This window comes from Enterobacter sp. 301B, assembly GCF_003850715.1.
Lineage (GTDB): Bacteria > Pseudomonadota > Gammaproteobacteria > Enterobacterales > Enterobacteriaceae > Enterobacter > Enterobacter intestinihominis.
In genome coordinates, this window is record NZ_PQTC01000006.1 from 36689 (window position 1) to 54066 (window position 17378).

General features: G+C 51.4%; 17 protein-coding genes. 5 read left to right on the forward strand and 12 right to left on the reverse strand.

Annotated features, from left to right (window positions below; translation table 11 throughout):
* Nucleotides 1-64: 64 nt before the first annotated feature.
* A complete protein-coding gene (gene yciA, locus C3451_RS08580; protein WP_022648341.1) occupies nt 65-460 on the forward strand; it encodes an acyl-CoA thioester hydrolase YciA in 396 nt (131 codons plus the stop codon).
* Between the two features lie 38 nt (nt 461-498).
* Here yciA and tonB read toward each other — a convergent pair whose 3' ends face one another.
* Entirely contained in the window at nt 499-1218 is a 720-nt protein-coding gene (gene tonB, locus C3451_RS08585) for a TonB system transport protein TonB (protein WP_045622004.1), read from the reverse strand.
* Between the two features lie 221 nt (nt 1219-1439).
* Between tonB and C3451_RS08590 the strand changes: the two genes are divergently transcribed.
* Complete coding sequence (locus C3451_RS08590) at nt 1440-1736, forward strand: YciI family protein (RefSeq protein ID WP_003856755.1); 297 nt, start codon at nt 1440-1442, stop codon at nt 1734-1736.
* Nucleotides 1737-1769: 33 nt separating this feature from the next.
* On the opposite strand, the gene leuE is transcribed toward C3451_RS08590, so the two are convergent.
* From leuE to C3451_RS08605, 3 genes are all read right to left on the reverse strand, one after another.
* Nucleotides 1770-2405 carry a leucine efflux protein LeuE gene (leuE, locus tag C3451_RS08595; RefSeq protein ID WP_006810877.1) on the reverse strand — a complete coding sequence of 212 codons (636 nt, stop codon included), beginning with the start codon at nt 2403-2405 and terminating at the stop codon, nt 1770-1772.
* A gap of 67 nt (nt 2406-2472) precedes the next feature.
* Nucleotides 2473-2883: an Exc2 family lipoprotein gene (locus C3451_RS08600; protein WP_045622005.1), complete on the reverse strand. Its 411-nt coding sequence runs from the start codon at nt 2881-2883 to the stop codon at nt 2473-2475.
* Between the two features lie 258 nt (nt 2884-3141).
* Nucleotides 3142-3315, reverse strand: coding sequence for a YciY family protein (locus tag C3451_RS08605; protein WP_017384232.1), 174 nt, complete (start codon nt 3313-3315; stop codon nt 3142-3144).
* A gap of 143 nt (nt 3316-3458) precedes the next feature.
* Here C3451_RS08605 and cls point away from each other — a divergent pair, with 143 nt between their 5' ends.
* Together cls and C3451_RS08615 are read left to right on the forward strand one after the other, a co-directional pair.
* On the forward strand, nt 3459-4919 hold the full coding sequence (gene cls, locus C3451_RS08610; RefSeq protein ID WP_022648349.1) for a cardiolipin synthase: 1461 nt from the start codon (nt 3459-3461) through the stop codon (nt 4917-4919).
* A 33-nt stretch (nt 4920-4952) separates the two neighbouring features.
* Entirely contained in the window at nt 4953-5282 is a 330-nt protein-coding gene (locus C3451_RS08615; RefSeq protein WP_006810881.1) for an HI1450 family dsDNA-mimic protein, read from the forward strand.
* 31 nt (nt 5283-5313) lie between these two features.
* Here the strand turns inward: C3451_RS08615 and C3451_RS08620 are convergent, their stop codons facing one another.
* From C3451_RS08620 to C3451_RS08650, 7 genes are all read right to left on the reverse strand, one after another.
* Nucleotides 5314-6150, reverse strand: coding sequence for an ion transporter (locus C3451_RS08620; RefSeq protein WP_003856745.1), 837 nt, complete (start codon nt 6148-6150; stop codon nt 5314-5316).
* A 46-nt stretch (nt 6151-6196) separates the two neighbouring features.
* Nucleotides 6197-7201 (reverse strand): murein tripeptide/oligopeptide ABC transporter ATP-binding protein OppF, encoded by a 1005-nt coding sequence (gene oppF, locus C3451_RS08625; RefSeq protein ID WP_022648351.1) that lies wholly within the window; start codon nt 7199-7201, stop codon nt 6197-6199.
* The gene (locus C3451_RS08630; RefSeq protein WP_017384234.1) at nt 7198-8211 is read right to left on the reverse strand and encodes an ABC transporter ATP-binding protein; all 1014 of its coding nucleotides are present in this window, start codon (nt 8209-8211) and stop codon (nt 7198-7200) included. Before C3451_RS08630 ends, oppF begins: the two co-directional genes overlap by 4 nt.
* An 11-nt stretch (nt 8212-8222) precedes the next feature.
* On the reverse strand, nt 8223-9131 hold the full coding sequence (oppC, locus tag C3451_RS08635; RefSeq protein WP_015570372.1) for an oligopeptide ABC transporter permease OppC: 909 nt from the start codon (nt 9129-9131) through the stop codon (nt 8223-8225).
* 12 nt (nt 9132-9143) lie between these two features.
* On the reverse strand, nt 9144-10064 hold the full coding sequence (oppB, locus tag C3451_RS08640) for an oligopeptide ABC transporter permease OppB (RefSeq protein ID WP_003856738.1): 921 nt from the start codon (nt 10062-10064) through the stop codon (nt 9144-9146).
* A gap of 82 nt (nt 10065-10146) precedes the next feature.
* Complete coding sequence (oppA, locus tag C3451_RS08645; RefSeq protein WP_023300277.1) at nt 10147-11778, reverse strand: oligopeptide ABC transporter substrate-binding protein OppA; 1632 nt, start codon at nt 11776-11778, stop codon at nt 10147-10149.
* 769 nt (nt 11779-12547) lie between these two features.
* A complete protein-coding gene (locus tag C3451_RS08650; protein WP_017384236.1) occupies nt 12548-13195 on the reverse strand; it encodes a YchE family NAAT transporter in 648 nt (215 codons plus the stop codon).
* 480 nt (nt 13196-13675) lie between these two features.
* On the opposite strand from C3451_RS08650, the gene adhE reads away from it, so the two are divergent.
* Nucleotides 13676-16357: a bifunctional acetaldehyde-CoA/alcohol dehydrogenase gene (gene adhE / locus C3451_RS08655; protein WP_045622008.1), complete on the forward strand. Its 2682-nt coding sequence runs from the start codon at nt 13676-13678 to the stop codon at nt 16355-16357.
* A 69-nt stretch (nt 16358-16426) separates the two neighbouring features.
* Here adhE and tdk read toward each other — a convergent pair whose 3' ends face one another.
* Complete coding sequence (gene tdk / locus C3451_RS08660) at nt 16427-17041, reverse strand: thymidine kinase (protein WP_032622434.1); 615 nt, start codon at nt 17039-17041, stop codon at nt 16427-16429.
* Nucleotides 17042-17378 lie beyond the last annotated feature (337 nt).

Sequence of the window (17378 nt, forward strand, 5' to 3'; positions counted from 1 at the left end):
TTCTCTCCAGCCAGAAATCATAGTAGCATCCCGCCTGAAGTCTTCAGTTACGAGTTTAAAAACAATGACAACAAATGACGCCCCACAGGGCGAACTGGTTTTACGCACACTGGCAATGCCTGCGGATACGAATGCCAATGGCGATATTTTTGGCGGCTGGTTAATGTCGCAGATGGATATGGGCGGTGCAATCCTGGCAAAAGAGATTGCACACGGGCGCGTGGTAACCGTCCGGGTCGATGGCATGACCTTCCTGCGCCCTGTCGCGGTGGGGGACGTGGTGTGCTGTTACGCACGCTGCGTAAAACGCGGCAATACGTCTATCTCCATTAACATTGAAGTATGGGTGAAAAAAGTCTCTTCTGAACCGATTGGTCAGCGCTATAAGGCGACGGAGGCCCTGTTCATCTACGTGGCAGTGGATAGCGACGGTAAGCCCCGCCAGCTCCCACGGAGCTGATCCTCACGTAAAAAAAAGCCTCCTTGCGGAGGCTTCTTTTATTCCATCTGTGCCCCGCCGTTCAGGCGGAAGACAATATTTACAATCAACCCATTGCCGGGTTTACCGGCTTCATAACGCCACCTGCGCATGGCCGATTTAACTTCGCGTTCAAACATATTCGCCGGCTGTGCGGACAGGATTTCCACGTTATCCACACGTCCATCAGCCGTAACGTCAAATTTTACCCGTACACGCCCTTCAATACGTAACGCCTGAGCACGTGCCGGATACTGCGGCTGGTTACGGCTCAGCGCGCGCGGGCCCGCTGGCGCCGTTACCGTCGGTTTTGTCGCGGTCGTGGTGTTACTCATCAGCGGACGTGACGGGGCGGCATTTTCAACCGGCTGCGTGGTGCGTGGCTCAACCGGACGCACTTCGCGTTTCGGACGCTCTTCCACCTTTTTGACCGGCTTGGGTTTTGGCTTCGGCTTAGGTTTCGGCTCTGGCTTATGGATCACCACCGGCGCTTCTTTTGGCGGTTCAGGAATCGGCTCGGGTTCCGGCTCGGGTTCAACAACGGGCTGTGGCGGCGGCGCAACCTGCGGCGGTTCAAGATCCGCGGGCGATACCATGGTCACAGAAATTGGCTGCGCTGGCGCTGGCATTTCAATAACCTGATGAACCGAGGTATAGAGCAGACCCGCCACGACAGCACCGTGAATAACGACGGAAAGCAGCGTCGGCCATGGAAAGCGGCGAGGTAAATCAAGGGTCATCGAAGTCATAATCATCAACGTTAAAAAACCGAACCTCGATTTTAAATGCAAATAGCAATCATATTCAATAAGACACTTTGTCCTGGCGCAATTTAAGCGTATAAGAGGGCAAAAAAGGGGCATCCAGATCAGGGTTTTAACATTGTTATTATCTTTACATTGCAGTCATTTGTGCTTTCACATAACGTAAATGTCACTTTTACCGGTTAAGGAGCTTTGCCGTGCTTTATGTGATTTACGCTGAAGATGTACCTGATTCTCTGGAAAAACGTCTTTCCGTTCGCCCTGCCCATCTGGCGCGTTTACAGCTGCTACAGGATGAAGGTCGGTTGCTGACCGCAGGCCCGATGCCTGCCGTTGACAGCAACGATCCGGGAGCAGCGGGTTTTACCGGCTCCACGGTGATTGCCGAGTTTGAATCTCTGGAAGCCGCGCAGGCCTGGGCAGAAGCAGACCCGTACGTCGCAGCCGGCGTGTACGAGAAAGTCACGGTTCGCCCGTATAAAAAAGTGTTCTGAAACGAAAGGCTCCCTCAGGAGCCTTTTCTTCATTCAGTGCAGCGACGCCAGCCTCGCCGCAAATCCAACAAACAGCAGGCCTATCAACCCATTCCCCAGCTTCGCCAGTTTCTTTTTGGTTTTCAGGTAACGCGTGACAAACGCGCCTGAGAAAATCAGGAAGCTCATGTACATGAAGCTGATTAGCTCAAGCGTTGTGGCGAGGATCAGGAACGACGTGCCGGTATTCTTCGCATTGACATCAATGAACTGCACGAAGAACGATACGTAAAAGAGAATCGCTTTCGGGTTCGTCAGGCTCAGCACCAGCGAACGCTTAAGGATCGCGCTTGCCGGTTCGGCGCTACTTTCGTGCGCATTTTTTTGACGTGTCATAACGGACCAGAGCATTTTTCCGCCGAGCCACAGCAGATAAAACGCCCCAAGATAGCGGACAATATTAAATAATACCGGAGTGGTCTGGATCAACGCGGCAACGCCCGCCCAGGCCAGAAACATCAGCACGGCATCACCAATAAACACACCGGTGGCTGCCAGATAGCCTTTCTTAACGCCGTGGCCAATCCCTGTTTTCAGCACAAACAAGGTGTTCGGTCCTGGAACCAGCACGATAAAAAATGCGCCGACAACATAGGTCCAGAAATTCAGTACACCAAACTCCGCAAACACGTCTCACTCCTTTTGCTCAAAAACAGCGGGGATACCGGTAATTACGGTATCCCCTGAATCAGTTGCGCTATTGTACGCCGTTAAAACCATCAAGATAAGTCGCGGCCAGTTCGTTACCAAATAATATGGCGTCTTTACTGTCCATGTCCGAAGACCATTTATCCTTCGCGTTGCCTGCGTACAATTCCTGCGACTTCGCATTTTCTTTCAGCTGATCGCGAATGCTTTGCGCGTATTCACTGGCTTCAGCCTGAGTCCGCCCTTCCGCACGGTCAGCTTTGCCCCGGGCATAAAGCTCGCGGAACTGCGCTACGTTCAGGTGATAATTTTTCTGCACGCTGGAGGTGTAATTGCCGCCAGTAAAGCTGGACTGATGCGACACGAAATAAAACGCGTGCCGTTCGGGTGAGGTTTTGCTACTGGCACATCCGCTTAATACTGCAATCCCGAAGAGTGCTGCCATCACTTTTACGTTCATCCTTTTTTCCTTTAATAAAGCCAATGTATTCCCCACGCAAAAACATAATCTGCCAATGAGGAAAATGACGAAAGTCCTAAACCTTCCCTGAGCGCATCCAGCGCCAAAAGTGCAATAAAAATCCAGAGATAAGGATTCATCTTTTAATATCATGACGTTATGGGGACGTAGTATATCGTGGAAAGCAGACGGGAGGAGACTGCAAAGATTGATAGTCTGGATGTTTAATGGGCACCTTTACGGTGCCCCTCATGCTTTTCAGATATCCTGGACCGCGAACAGCAGCGCGTTACGGTGTCTGTTCAGGCCACATTTTCTGATGGCGTGGATACGCATATTGCGGCGGGATTGTGCTTCCAGCCAACGAGCCTTACGACGACTCACCTGTCGCAACATGCGCCAGCGCCCTACTTCAGTTCTACTGCGCTTCATGTCTACAACTCTTTCTCTAACAGAGATGCCATTATATGCCTAAGCAGGCGGCAAACCAGCGCTTTTATCTGCCGTTTTTATTTGCCAGATGAATCCTGATGCGTAAACTCATAACAATACGCTTTCAAAAGGATTTTTTATTTATGACAACCTTCTACACCGTGGTGAGTTGGCTGGTCATTTTAGGATACTGGCTGTTAATTGCCGGGGTGACGTTGCGCATTCTGATGAAACGCAGAGCGGTACCTTCCGCCATGGCCTGGCTTCTGATTATCTACATTCTGCCGCTGGTGGGCATCATCGCCTATCTCTCTTTCGGTGAACTTCATCTGGGTAAACGCCGGGCCGAACGCGCCCGTGCCATGTGGCCCTCCACGGCAAAATGGCTTGCCGACCTTAAAGCCTGCAAGCATATCTTCGCCGAAGAGAACAGCAGCGTGGCCGCATCTTTGTTCAAGCTGTGCGAACGCCGCCAGGGCATTGCTGGGGTAAAAGGCAATCAGCTGCAACTGATGACCTCTTCCGATGACGTGATGCAGGCGCTGATCCGTGATATCCAGCTCGCCCGGCATAATATCGAGATGGTGTTTTATATCTGGCAGCCGGGCGGCATGGCGGACCAGGTCGCCGAATCGCTGATGGCCGCTGCACGTCGCGGTATCCACTGCCGCCTGATGCTGGACTCCGCCGGCAGCGTGGCCTTTTTCCGTAGCCCGTGGGCAGGCATGATGCGCAACGCCGGTATCGAGGTGGTCGAGGCGCTGAAAGTGAATCTTATGCGCGTCTTTCTGCGCCGCATGGATCTTCGTCAGCACCGGAAAATGGTCCTGATCGATAACTATATCGCCTACACCGGCAGCATGAACATGGTCGACCCCCGCTTCTTTAAACAGGATTCCGGCGTGGGGCAATGGATCGATTTGATGGCTCGCATGGAAGGTCCAGTGGCAACCTCGATGGGCATCGTCTATTCGTGCGACTGGGAAATTGAAACCGGTAAACGCATTCTTCCCCCGCCGCCGGATGGCAATATCATGCCGTTTGAGGAAGCCAGCGGGCACACTATCCACACTATCGCCTCCGGTCCTGGCTTCCCGGAAGATCTGATCCATCAGGCACTGCTTACCGCCGCGTACTCAGCGCGGGAATATCTGATCATGACCACGCCCTATTTCGTCCCCAGCGACGACCTTCTGCACGCCATCTGTACAGCGGCACAGCGCGGAGTGGATGTGAGCATTATTATGCCGCGCAAGAACGATTCGCTGCTGGTCGGGTGGGCAAGTCGCGCGTTCTTTAGTGAGCTGCTGGCCGCGGGCGTTAAAATCTATCAGTTCGAAGGCGGTCTGTTACACACCAAGAGCGTGCTGGTAGACGGAGAGCTGAGCCTGGTGGGTACCGTCAACCTCGATATGCGCAGTCTGTGGCTGAATTTTGAAATTACGCTGGTCATTGATGACGCCGGTTTCGGCGGCGATCTGGCGGCGGTTCAGGATGATTATATCTCCCGCTCACGCCTGCTGGACGCCAGACTGTGGGCGAAACGTCCGCTGTGGCAGCGAATTGCCGAACGACTGTTTTACTTCTTTAGTCCGTTGCTGTAAAACGTGCCCAACGATGTTTAACAGGTAGTCATCATGGAAATGGATCTGAACAATCGCCTGACCGAAGACGAAACGCTCGAACAGGCCTACGATATTTTTCTCGAGCTGGCAGTCGATAATCTCGACCCTGCTGACGTCATTCTTTTCAACCTGCAATTTGAAGAGCGTGGCGGTGCTGAGCTGTTCGATCCGTCTGAAGACTGGGCCGAACACGTCGATTTTGATCTCAACCCGGACTTCTTCGCTGAGGTGGTAATTGGCCTGGCAGATGAAGACGGCGGAGAAATTAACGACATCTTTGCCCGCGTCCTGCTGTGCCGCGAGAAAGACCATAAGCTGTGCCATATTCTCTGGCGCGAATAATAAAAAAGGCTGCCCGCGCAGCCTTTTTTATTTAATCCGGCAAGGCATTTCCACAGCGGTGACAAAACCGCGCCCCGGGTTCATGATTTCCCTGCTGACAATTCGGACATTTGCGTTGCTGCTTGCTGTTCTGGAAGGCGCTGCTCATATGGGTGGTAATTAGCCCCGTCGGTATCGCTATCACCGAATAACCGATCAGGATAAGAACCGATGCCACAATACGTCCGAGCGGCGTATGCGGTGTAATATCGCCATAGCCCACGGTGGTCACCGTGACGATAGCCCAGTAAACCGACGCATTAAGCGTGGTAAACCCGTATTTTGGCCCTTCGATTAAATACATCAGGGAGCCAAAAACGATCATCACGATAGCAATAAACGAATAGAAGAGAATAAGCTGGTGGCGGGCGCTGACAATGGCGACCCAAAAAACCCTCAGCGACGGCATAAAGCGCAGCAGCTTCAGAATTCGTAACACACGAATCGCCCGCATTGCGCGCCAGGCAAACACATAATTCAGGCTGATCTCAGGCCACAGCCACATGACATACAGCGGCAGGATAGTGGCTAAATCAATAAATCCCCAGAAGCTGAAAACGTATTTCGCTGGATTTGGCCAGCTAATGACCCTCAGCACATACTCTGCGGTAAACACCAGCGTGACGATCAATTCCAGCCAGACAAAAACGTGCCACTCCTCATACGTCATGTGGTACTGCGTTCCGGCACCGGATTCGATAAAGATAATAATGACGCTAATCAGCGCAAATAAGCCACACAGACCCTCGAAACGGCGACCGGAAACCGTTTCTGGATCAAATAAAAGGTGATAAAGCCGCTGACGGGCCGACGTGAATAATCGCGACACATTAACCTCTAAAAAATAAGGGCTGACATCATGTCAGCCCTTGCGATTATAACGGGTCTACTTTCAGGCAGGAAACCGCATGTCGGAAACTGCCCTCCAGAACCGGCCGTGTTTTTGCACATTCCGGCCCGGCTATTGGGCATCGCGTACGGAATACGCAGCCTGAAGGCGGGTTGATTGGCGAAGGCAGTTCACCTTCCAGAAGCTGAATGGTTTTATTTTTTTCCAGATCGGGATCCGGAACGGGAACCGCAGACATCAGCGCTTTGGTATAAGGGTGCAGCGGATTATGGTACACCTCATCATACGTGCCCAGTTCCACGGCGTGGCCCAGATACATGACCAGCACACGGTCTGAAATGTGTTTTACCACCGCCAGATCGTGGGCGATGAAGATCAGCGACAGCCCCATTTCCCGTTGTAGTTTCTGTAGCAGGTTAACCACCTGGGCCTGGATGGAAACGTCCAGCGCCGAAACCGGCTCATCACAGATAATCAGTTTCGGTTCAAGGATCAACGCGCGTGCGATACCGATACGCTGGCACTGACCGCCGGAAAACTCGTGAGGGTAGCGGTTGATGAGGTTAGGCAACAGACCCACCTTCAGCATCATCGCTTTCACCCGATCGCGAACTTCCTGGCGCGGCATCTTCGGATGATAGGTGCGCAGCGGCTCGGCAATGATTTCGCCAATGGTCATACGCGGGTTCAGGGACGCCAGAGGATCCTGGAAAATCATCTGGATATCACTGCGCACATTGCGCCATTCATCCGGCTTCATCCCCAGCAGATCTTTGCCAAGCCAGGCCACTTTCCCGTCGGTGGCTTTCACCAGGCCGATGATCGCACGCGCAAACGTCGACTTGCCGCAGCCGGATTCGCCCACCACGCCCAGGGTCTCCCCTTCGTACAGGCGTAGCGTGACGCCATCCACCGCTTTCAGGGTTTTGGCTGGCTGCCAGAACCACTGTTTACCGTCTTTGATATCGAAATGGACCTTCAGGTCAGCGATTTCGAGCAGCACATTTCTTTTTTCGTCGATTGCGTTCATACCAGCTCCTCCAGCGGCTTAAAGCAGGCGCGTAGACGGCCTGGGGCAAACGCTTCCAGCGGCGGTGCGCTGTTACAGATTTCCATCGCATGCGGACAGCGTGGCTGGAACGGGCAGCCTTTTGGCAAACGCAGCAGGTTTGGCGGGTTGCCAGGGATAGTCAGCAGCGACTCCCCTTCCGCATCGAGGCGCGGTACGGCATTCAGCAGCCCGATAGAGTACGGGTGGGCTGGCTGGTAGAACACATCGCGGGCATTACCGTATTCCATCGTGCGGCCTGCATACATGACTAACACTTTGTCGCAGATCCCGGCAACGACGCCTAAATCGTGGGTGATCATGATGATGGCGGTGTTGAACTCACGCTTCAGCTCGTTCAGCAGCGTCATGATCTGCGCCTGGACGGTCACGTCGAGAGCGGTGGTTGGTTCATCAGCGATCAGCAGTTTTGGCCGGCAAAGCAATGCCATCGCGATCATGACTCGCTGACGCATACCGCCGGAGAACTCGTGCGGATACATGCGCATGCGCTTGCGTGCTTCAGGCATTTTCACCGCATCCAGCATTTTGACGGACTCTTCAAACGCTTCGGCTTTGCCCAGCCCCTTGTGGAGCATCAGCACTTCCATCAGCTGTTCACCCACCCGCATATAGGGGTTCAGGGAGGTCATCGGATCCTGGAAAATCATTGAAATCTGCTCGGCGCGTAGCTTGTTCAGCTCATGTTCCGGCAAATTCAGGATCTCTTTCCCGTTAAAAGTCGCCGAACCCCCTATCACGCCGTTTGATGCCAGCAGGCCCATCAGCGCGAATGCGGTCTGGGATTTACCGGAACCGGATTCGCCCACAATGCCCAGCGTTTCACCGGCACGCAGGTCGAAGTTGAGATCGTTAACGGCAGTCACATCACCGTCGGGGGTTTTAAACGTCACGCGGAGGTCTTTAACGTCCAGCAGTGCGCTGGTCCGCTGTTGCGCCTGTGGCGCGGTTGCCGTTTCAATAATGGTCATGACGGCGCTCCTTAACGGTCTTTCGGGTCGAGGGCATCACGCAGGCCATCGCCGATAAAGTTGAAACAGAACAGGGTGACGACCAGGAAGCCCGCCGGATACAGCAGTAACCACGGTGACACTTCCATGGAGTTTGCGCCGTCACTTAACAGAGCGCCCCAGCTACTCAACGGCTCTTGCGTACCTAATCCCAGGAAGCTCAGGAAAGATTCAAACAAGATCATACTTGGCACCAGCAGGGAGGCGTATACCACCACCACGCCCAGCACGTTAGGAACGATATGACGCACCACAATATTGGCGGTAGAAACGCCACCAACCTGTGCGGCTTCGATAAACTCCTTACGTTTAAGGCTCAGCGTCTGGCCGCGCACAATACGCGCCATATCCAGCCAGGACACCATCCCAATCGCCACGAAAATCAGCAGGATATTTTGACCAAAGAAGGTCACCAGCAGAATGACGAAGAACATGAACGGGAAGGAGTTCAGGATTTCAAGCATACGCATCATCACGGAGTCCACTTTCCCGCCGAGGTAACCGGAAAGCGAACCGTAAAGCGTGCCGACAATTACCGCCACCAGCGCCGCTGCGATGCCAACCATCAGGGAGATACGGCCGCCAATCGCCACACGCACCAGCAAATCACGCCCGGAGGAGTCGGTACCGAAATAGTGCCCGGATTCCATATCCGGCGCGCTGGACATCATGCCCCAGTCCGTATCGAAATAGGTGAACTGAGAGAGCATTGGCGCAAGGGTTACGAAAAGCGCGATAAGCACCAGCACGACCAGGCTGGCAACGGCGGCACGGTTATGCATAAAACGACGGCGGGCGTCCTGCCAAAGGCTACGACCTTCGACCTCCAGCTTTTCACTGAAGTTTTCCAGCGCCTCGCTGTTTTTCTTACTCAACATCATGGCGTGCTCCAGTTAGTAACGGATTTTCGGATCGATAACGGCATACAGCACATCGACAACGGCATTAAACAGAATGGTCAGCGCGCCCACGAGGATCGTCAGGCTCAGCACCAGCGAATAGTCACGGTTAAGCGCCCCGTTAACAAACAACTGCCCGATGCCCGGCAGGCCATAAATGGTTTCAATCACCATTGAACCCGTAATAATGCCGACGAAAGCAGGACCCATATAGGAGAGCACCGGTAACAGTGCAGGCTTGAGAGCGTGACGGAAAATAATCCGGCGCATCGGCAACCCTTTCGCTCGGGCGGTACGGATAAAGTTCGAATGCAGGACTTCAATCATTGAACCACGCGTAATACGGGCGATACTGGCAATGTAGGCCAGAGATAATGCCACCATCGGCAATATCATGAACTTCAGCGCCCCGCCATTCCAGCCGCCCCCGGGCAGCCATTTAAGGGTTATCGCGAATATCATGACCAGCAACGGCGCGACAACGAAGCTGGGGATAACCACCCCGGTCATTGCGACCCCCATTACGGCGTAATCCCATCGGGTATTTTGTTTTAGTGCGGCGATAACGCCCGCAGTGACACCGAGAACAACGGCCAGGATAAATGCAGCAGCCCCTAATTTAGCCGATACCGGGAAGCTGGACGCCACCAGGTCGTTAACGGAATAGTCTTTATATTTGAATGACGGACCAAAATCACCGTGTGCAAGTTGCTTCAGATAGTTGAAGTACTGCGTGGTGATAGGATCGTTTAAATGATATTTCGCTTCGATGTTGGCCATAACTTCTGGCGGAAGCGTGCGTTCACCGGTAAAAGGACTGCCCGGCGCAAGACGCATCATAAAGAAGGAAATTGTAATTAGAATAAATAACGTTGGAATCGCTTCAAGACAGCGACGCAGGATAAATTTCAACATTGCCCGTACCTTCTGGCGTGTGCCTGATGAATGTTACAAAATAGACACAGTGGGGCAAGTTCGCTCGCCCCACGTATTGCCATTAATGCTTGATAATATAAAGATTCTTAACGGAAATATTATCCAACGGGTCTTTACCGGTATAACCCCCTACCCATGGTTTCACCAGGCGGGCGTTAACGTAGTAGTAAACCGGAACGATCGCAGAGTCTTTATCGAGCTGTTGTTCTGATTTCGCGTACAGATCGGCGCGCTGGGCGTCATCTGCCACTTTCAGGGTATCGCCAATCAGCTTATCAAACGCCGGGCTCTTATAGTGTGCGGTATTGTTCGAACTGTCGCTGAGCATGGTGTTCAGGAATGAGGTCGGTTCGTTATAGTCCGCACACCATCCTGCACGTGCCACGTCAAAGGTTCCCTGATGGCGCGTATCGAGGAAGGTTTTCCATTCCTGATTTTCCAGCTTCACGTTCACGCCGAGATTTTTCTTCCAGATTGACGCGACGGCAATAGCCAGTTTTTTATGCAGATCGGAGGTGTTGTACAGCAGACTAAACGTCAGCGGCTTGTCGGCGGTATAGCCCGCTTCAGCCAGCAGCTTTTTCGCTTCTTCGTTACGTTTTTCCTGGGACCATTTGAACCATTCAGGTTCAACAAGCTTCATACCGTCGGTGTAAGGCGGGGTGTAGCTGTAAGCCGGCAGGTCGCCCTGATTCTTCACTTTATTCACGATAATGTCGCGATCCAGAGCCAGCTTCAGTGCGGTACGAACACGTACGTCGGTGAACGGTGCTTTCTGGTTGTTAATTTCATAATAGTAGGTGCACAGATACGGATCGACGTGAACTTCTTTCGGGATCTCTTTTTTCAGCTTCTGGAAAAGTTCAATCGGCATGTTGTTATAGGTCATGTCGATTTCGCCGCTGCGGTAGCGGTTTACGTCCGTTACCTCAGAAGAGATTGGCAGGTAGGTGACCTGATTGATAACCGTCTTGGCATTATCCCAATACTGCGGGTTGCGCTCCAGCACCATACGCTCGTTAACGACCCAGTCCTTCAGCTTATATGCACCGTTGGTCACGATATTCGCAGGCTGCGTCCATTTTTCACCAAATTTTTCTACCGCGGATTTTGGTACCGGAGAAACGGACGGGTGAACCAGCAACTTATAGAAGTACGGAACAGGTTCGCTCAACGTCACTTCAAAAGTGTTGGCATCGATGGCTTTTACGCCCAGGTCGGTTACGGGCTTTTTACCCGTGATGATGTCATCAATATTGGCGATATGGCCATACTGGAGGTAACTCGCGTACGGGGAGGCGGTATTCGGATCCGCCAGACGCTGCCAGCTATAGACGAAATCTTCGGCGGTAACCGGCGTACCGTCAGACCATTTGGCATCTTTACGCAGATGGAAGGTCCAGACTTTAAAATCTTTGTTGTCCCATTTTTCCGCCACGCCCGGAGCCGGGTGGCCGTCTACGTCAGTCACCAGCAGACCTTCAAACAGATCGCGGTTAACGTTAGACTCTGGAACACCTTCAATTTTGTGCGGATCAAGAGACTGCACTTCCGCACCGTTATTACGTACCAGCGTTTGCTTCTCAGCCAGCTGAACACCAGCAGGAACGTCCGCAGCCATTGCAGCGTTGCCCGCGATTAGCGCAGTTAAAATCCCCGCCGCTACCAGACTTTTTTTTGTGATGATGGACATTGTGTTGATACTCCACTCATTATTATGACTGGCCTTCGCCAGTTGTGTAATCCCCTGTTGGGGCCTGTACAGCGCAGGAGTTTTTTTTGCTGCTGTCAGGTTCTTTTTTTACTTCTTGCTATCATCGACTTCATTATTACTGACCGCTCGTACGGCGATCTTGCGTCGATTCTTTACACCTCTCCCCTGTCAGTGAGGTGTGCTGGAAAGCTTAAGTGAGGTCTATATGAAAATAGTTCTCATCAACTTGTTTAATGCCGCAAAATATAAGGCCGGAAAGTACCAAATGGTGCCAACTCTCGCCAATACATTTTGCAAATTTGTTAAGCATTTCTCTTTTACGGAGTCAGGCGTAGCTATGCCGCCGACGACCTTTCACACCAAAAACAAGTAAAACCCTTACAAAACATTCAGTTGTAGAGTTCTCTCGTGACTGGTGCGATGACATGACAAATTCGAACGATTTTTCACGAAAATTTAACATCTGGTTATTATTTAGCACATTCGTCTGGGTCAGCGTCGAAATTACTAATATCATTTCGGTTATCTGTCAGCAAGCCCCAGAGTATCATGTGAGTAAAATAACAGAGCGTTTGAAGGATTTATGGGCAGAGAAGCAAACTGAAAATAAACAACCTCTTGAAAATCAACAAAAGAGGGTTATTAGTAGAACTTATTATGGCTGGTGCGTATTTCAACTTTATTTATATGATTTGCTGATATTCACGTAAAAAAACGGAGCCGCTGGCTCCGCTCTTTCAAACGAAAGTCAGTGTACTAATCCGGGGAATATACTTTTTATACCGGTAACGATAAATTCGATGCCTAACGCCATTAATAACAGACCCATGATACGGGTAATCACGTTGATGCCCGTTTGTCCCAGCAAGCGAACCAGCCATGGTGCCATACGAAATACGCCCCAGCAGCAAAGTGCGAACAGGGCAATGGCGACAGAGAAGCCAATCAGGTGCATCAGGCTGTGATAGCGTGTTCCCCATACAATGGTAGAGCTGATTGCCCCCGGGCCCGCCATCAGCGGCAGTGCCAGTGGCACCACGCCGATGCTCTCGCGGATAGCTGTCTCTGATTTTTCCTGCTTGTTCTGTTTATCCTCCCCCAGCTTGCCGCTGATCATCGACATGGCAATCGTCACCACCAGGATCCCGCCTGCTATTCGGAACGAATCAATCGAGATGCCGAAGACCTGAAGAATGGCGTCCCCCAGATAAAGAGACGTAAGCAAGATAATCGCCACCGACAGGTTTGCCGTCAGGTTGGTTTTATTTCGCGCGGCAGCTGTCTGATAACTGGTCATACTGATGAAGACAGGGATAATCCCTACCGGGTTGACCAGGGCAAACAAGCCAATAAAAAACTTGAAATATGTAGGGAAATCAAAGAGCGTTTGAATCACATTAAGCTCCGCAATTGAGCATGGTCAGGGAGAGACAGCGTGTAATGATAAATCCGCGCTGAAGATACGCTTTTTAGCCGCACACTTCACCAGAAATCTGTTCTAAAACGTTATCAATTCATGATGTTAAACATTTGTATAATCAATGATAGCGCCACTTCCAATAGTTACTTAATTATTTAACACTGGAATAATTAGCACAAAATAACCCTGCTGAAAGGTATCAGCTTAGGACAAAATTGATCTTGATCATAATTTTCGTACTCAGAAGTGAGTAATCTTGGTTACGCCGCCAGGGAGATCACCTATCAAAAAGGTATGATGCTAAGGTAAGGCTCTTTTAGTAAGTTAGTGAGCGGAAGCAGTGAGTAATCCTTTGTTTTACTGTGTGTTACGCAAGTGGGATCGGCTCTGACTATACTGTCAGACGTATCGAGCGCTGGTTTACTAAAAGAGTTTAAACATTATCAGGAGAGCATTATGGCTGTTACCAATATCGCTGAACTGAACGCCCTCGTCGAGCGCGTGAAAAAAGCCCAGCGTGAATATGCCAATTTCACCCAAGAACAGGTTGATAAAATCTTCCGCGCGGCCGCTCTGGCTGCTGCAGATGCTCGAATCCCTCTCGCTAAAATGGCCGTTGCCGAATCCGGTATGGGTATCGTTGAAGATAAAGTGATCAAAAACCACTTTGCTTCAGAGTATATCTACAACGCCTATAAAGATGAGAAAACCTGCGGTGTGCTGTCAGAAGACGACACTTTTGGCACCATCACTATCGCTGAACCCATCGGCATTATTTGCGGTATCGTTCCAACCACTAACCCAACCTCTACCGCCATCTTCAAATCTCTTATCAGTCTGAAAACACGTAACGCAATCATTTTCTCCCCGCATCCACGTGCGAAAGACGCCACCAACAAAGCAGCGGATATCGTGCTTCAGGCTGCCATTGCTGCGGGTGCGCCAAAAGATCTGATCGGTTGGATCGACCAGCCTTCTGTTGAACTGTCCAACGCCCTGATGCATCACCCGGACATTAACCTAATCCTGGCGACCGGCGGTCCTGGTATGGTTAAAGCAGCATACAGCTCCGGTAAACCAGCCATCGGCGTAGGCGCAGGTAATACCCCTGTTGTGATCGACGAAACGGCAGATATCAAGCGTGCAGTTGCCTCTGTGCTGATGTCAAAAACCTTCGATAACGGCGTTATCTGTGCATCTGAACAGTCAGTTGTCGTGGTTGATTCGGTATACGACGCCGTTCGTGAACGTTTCGCCAGCCACGGCGGCTACCTGTTGCAAGGTAAAGAACTGAAAGCCGTTCAGGACGTGATTCTGAAAAATGGTGCACTGAACGCAGCTATCGTAGGTCAGCCAGCGTATAAAATCGCTGAACTCGCCGGCTTTAGCGTCCCTGCTACCACCAAGATTCTGATTGGTGAAGTGAACGTCGTTGATGAAAGTGAGCCGTTTGCTCACGAAAAACTATCCCCGACACTGGCAATGTACCGTGCGAAAGATTTCGATGACGCGGTAGAAAAAGCAGAGAAGCTGGTGGCGATGGGCGGTATCGGCCACACCTCTTGCCTGTACACCGACCAGGATAACCAGCCAGAGCGTGTTGCTTACTTCGGTCAGAAGATGAAGACGGCACGTATTCTGATCAACACCCCTGCTTCTCAGGGTGGTATCGGTGACCTGTATAACTTCAAACTCGCACCTTCCCTGACTCTGGGTTGTGGTTCCTGGGGTGGTAACTCCATCTCTGAAAACGTTGGTCCAAAACACCTGATCAACAAGAAAACCGTTGCTAAGCGAGCTGAAAACATGTTGTGGCACAAACTTCCGAAATCTATCTACTTCCGCCGCGGCTCTCTGCCAATCGCGCTGGACGAAGTGATTACTGATGGCCACAAACGTGCGCTCATCGTGACTGACCGTTTCCTGTTCAACAATGGCTATGCAGACCAAATCACCTCTGTTCTGAAAGCGTCTGGCGTCGAAACTGAAGTCTTCTTTGAAGTTGAAGCTGACCCAACCCTGAGCGTTGTACGTAAAGGCGCTGAACTGGCTAACTCCTTCAAACCTGATGTGATCATCGCACTGGGTGGCGGTTCCCCAATGGACGCCGCGAAAATTATGTGGGTCATGTACGAGCATCCGGAAACCCACTTCGAAGAACTGGCGCTGCGCTTTATGGATATCCGTAAACGTATCTACAAGTTCCCGAAAATGGGCGTGAAAGCGAAAATGATCGCCGTCACCACCACTTCCGGTACCGGTTCAGAAGTGACGCCATTTGCTGTTGTGACTGATGACGCAACGGGTCAGAAATATCCGCTGGCTGACTACGCACTGACGCCAGATATGGCTATCGTTGACGCCAACCTGGTCATGGAAATGCCGAAATCACTGTGTGCGTTCGGTGGTCTGGATGCGGTAACTCACGCCCTGGAAGCTTACGTTTCCGTACTGGCTTCTGAGTTCTCTGACGGTCAGGCTTTACAGGCACTGAAACTGCTGAAAGAAAACTTGCCAGCTTCTTACAACGAAGGTTCGAAAAACCCTGTAGCTCGTGAACGTGTACACAGTGCGGCAACCATCGCGGGCATTGCATTTGCTAACGCCTTCCTGGGTGTCTGTCACTCCATGGCGCACAAGCTGGGTTCACAGTTCCACATTCCTCACGGTCTGGCGAACGCCCTGTTGATCAGCAACGTTATCCGCTATAACGCCAACGACAACCCAACCAAGCAGACTGCATTCAGCCAGTACGACCGTCCGCAAGCTCGTCGTCGCTACGCTGAAATCGCAGACCACCTGGGTCTGAGCGCACCGGGCGACCGTACTGCAGCGAAGATCGAGAAACTGCTGGCATGGCTGGAAAGCCTGAAGGCTGAACTGGGTATTCCTAAATCTATCCGCGAAGCAGGCGTTCAGGAAGCTGACTTCCTCGCTCACGTAGATAAGCTGTCTGAAGATGCATTCGATGACCAGTGTACTGGTGCTAACCCGCGCTACCCACTGATTTCCGAACTGAAACAGATCCTGCTGGATACCTATTACGGTCGTAACTTCACTGAAAGCGATGTCGCTGCCGTAAAAGTTGACATCCCCGCAGTTGTAAAGGCTGACAAGAAAGCGAAGAAAAATGCTTGATTGACAGTGTGAAAAAAAACCCGCCGCTGGCGGGTTTTTTTATATCTGAGGATCCGTAAGACATTTTTTTTATTTGCGATTGTCGCCCTGTAACGCCGTCAGCGAGCCTACAGCCAGCGCCTCTTTATAATGCTTGCGGCAGACCGAGACATAACGTTCATTGCCCCCTATCACCACCTGCTCGCCATCAGCATAAGGCTTACCCGACTGGTCCAGGCGAAGAACCATACTTGCCTTGCGGCCACAAAAGCAGATAGTTTTCAGCTCAACCAGCTTATCCGACCAGGCGAGCAGATACTGGCTACCGGCAAATAACTCACCGCGAAAGTCAGTGCGTAATCCATAGCAAAGAACGGGAATATCCAGCTCATCAACGACCTCTGAAAGCGCATGGACCTGCTCACGGGTCAGGAACTGGCTTTCATCTACCAGCACGCAATGGACAGGCTTAGAGGCATGCTGGGCACGAATGTCCTCAAGCAGGTCCGTTTCAGGGTTAAACAGCCTTGCAGGCGACGAGAGCCCTATTCTTGAGCTTACCTTCCCTGCCCCAAAGCGATCGTCGATTTCGGCGGTATAAACTACGGTACGCATCCCCCGCTCCTGATAATTGTATGAGGATTGCAGTAACGCCGTCGATTTCCCTGCATTCATTGCCGAATAGTAGAAATAAAGTTGTGCCATTGGCCGAAGAACCCTAATCAATGTGTAATATTCCCGATGGATCATTGTACCATATTTTGTATTGTCATCAGCGGCGGGCTGCGTGCTCCAGGCTGTTCTGCACCAATAAACTCTTCGTTGATAGCGCAAAATAATGCGTTAAAACAGACAGTAAAGGCTTTTAGCACGGACAATAAGGCGAACTCGACACCGGAGATAACACTTCTTTTTATAGTGGCTTCTGCAATCTTTAAAATTCACTATTTATTAACTATTCTTCTGTTCGCTGCGCTTAGCCGGAGTAATACGAAAGGCTGATATTTATCAACCGCAACTATAATTCCTGAGGTAAAAGTCA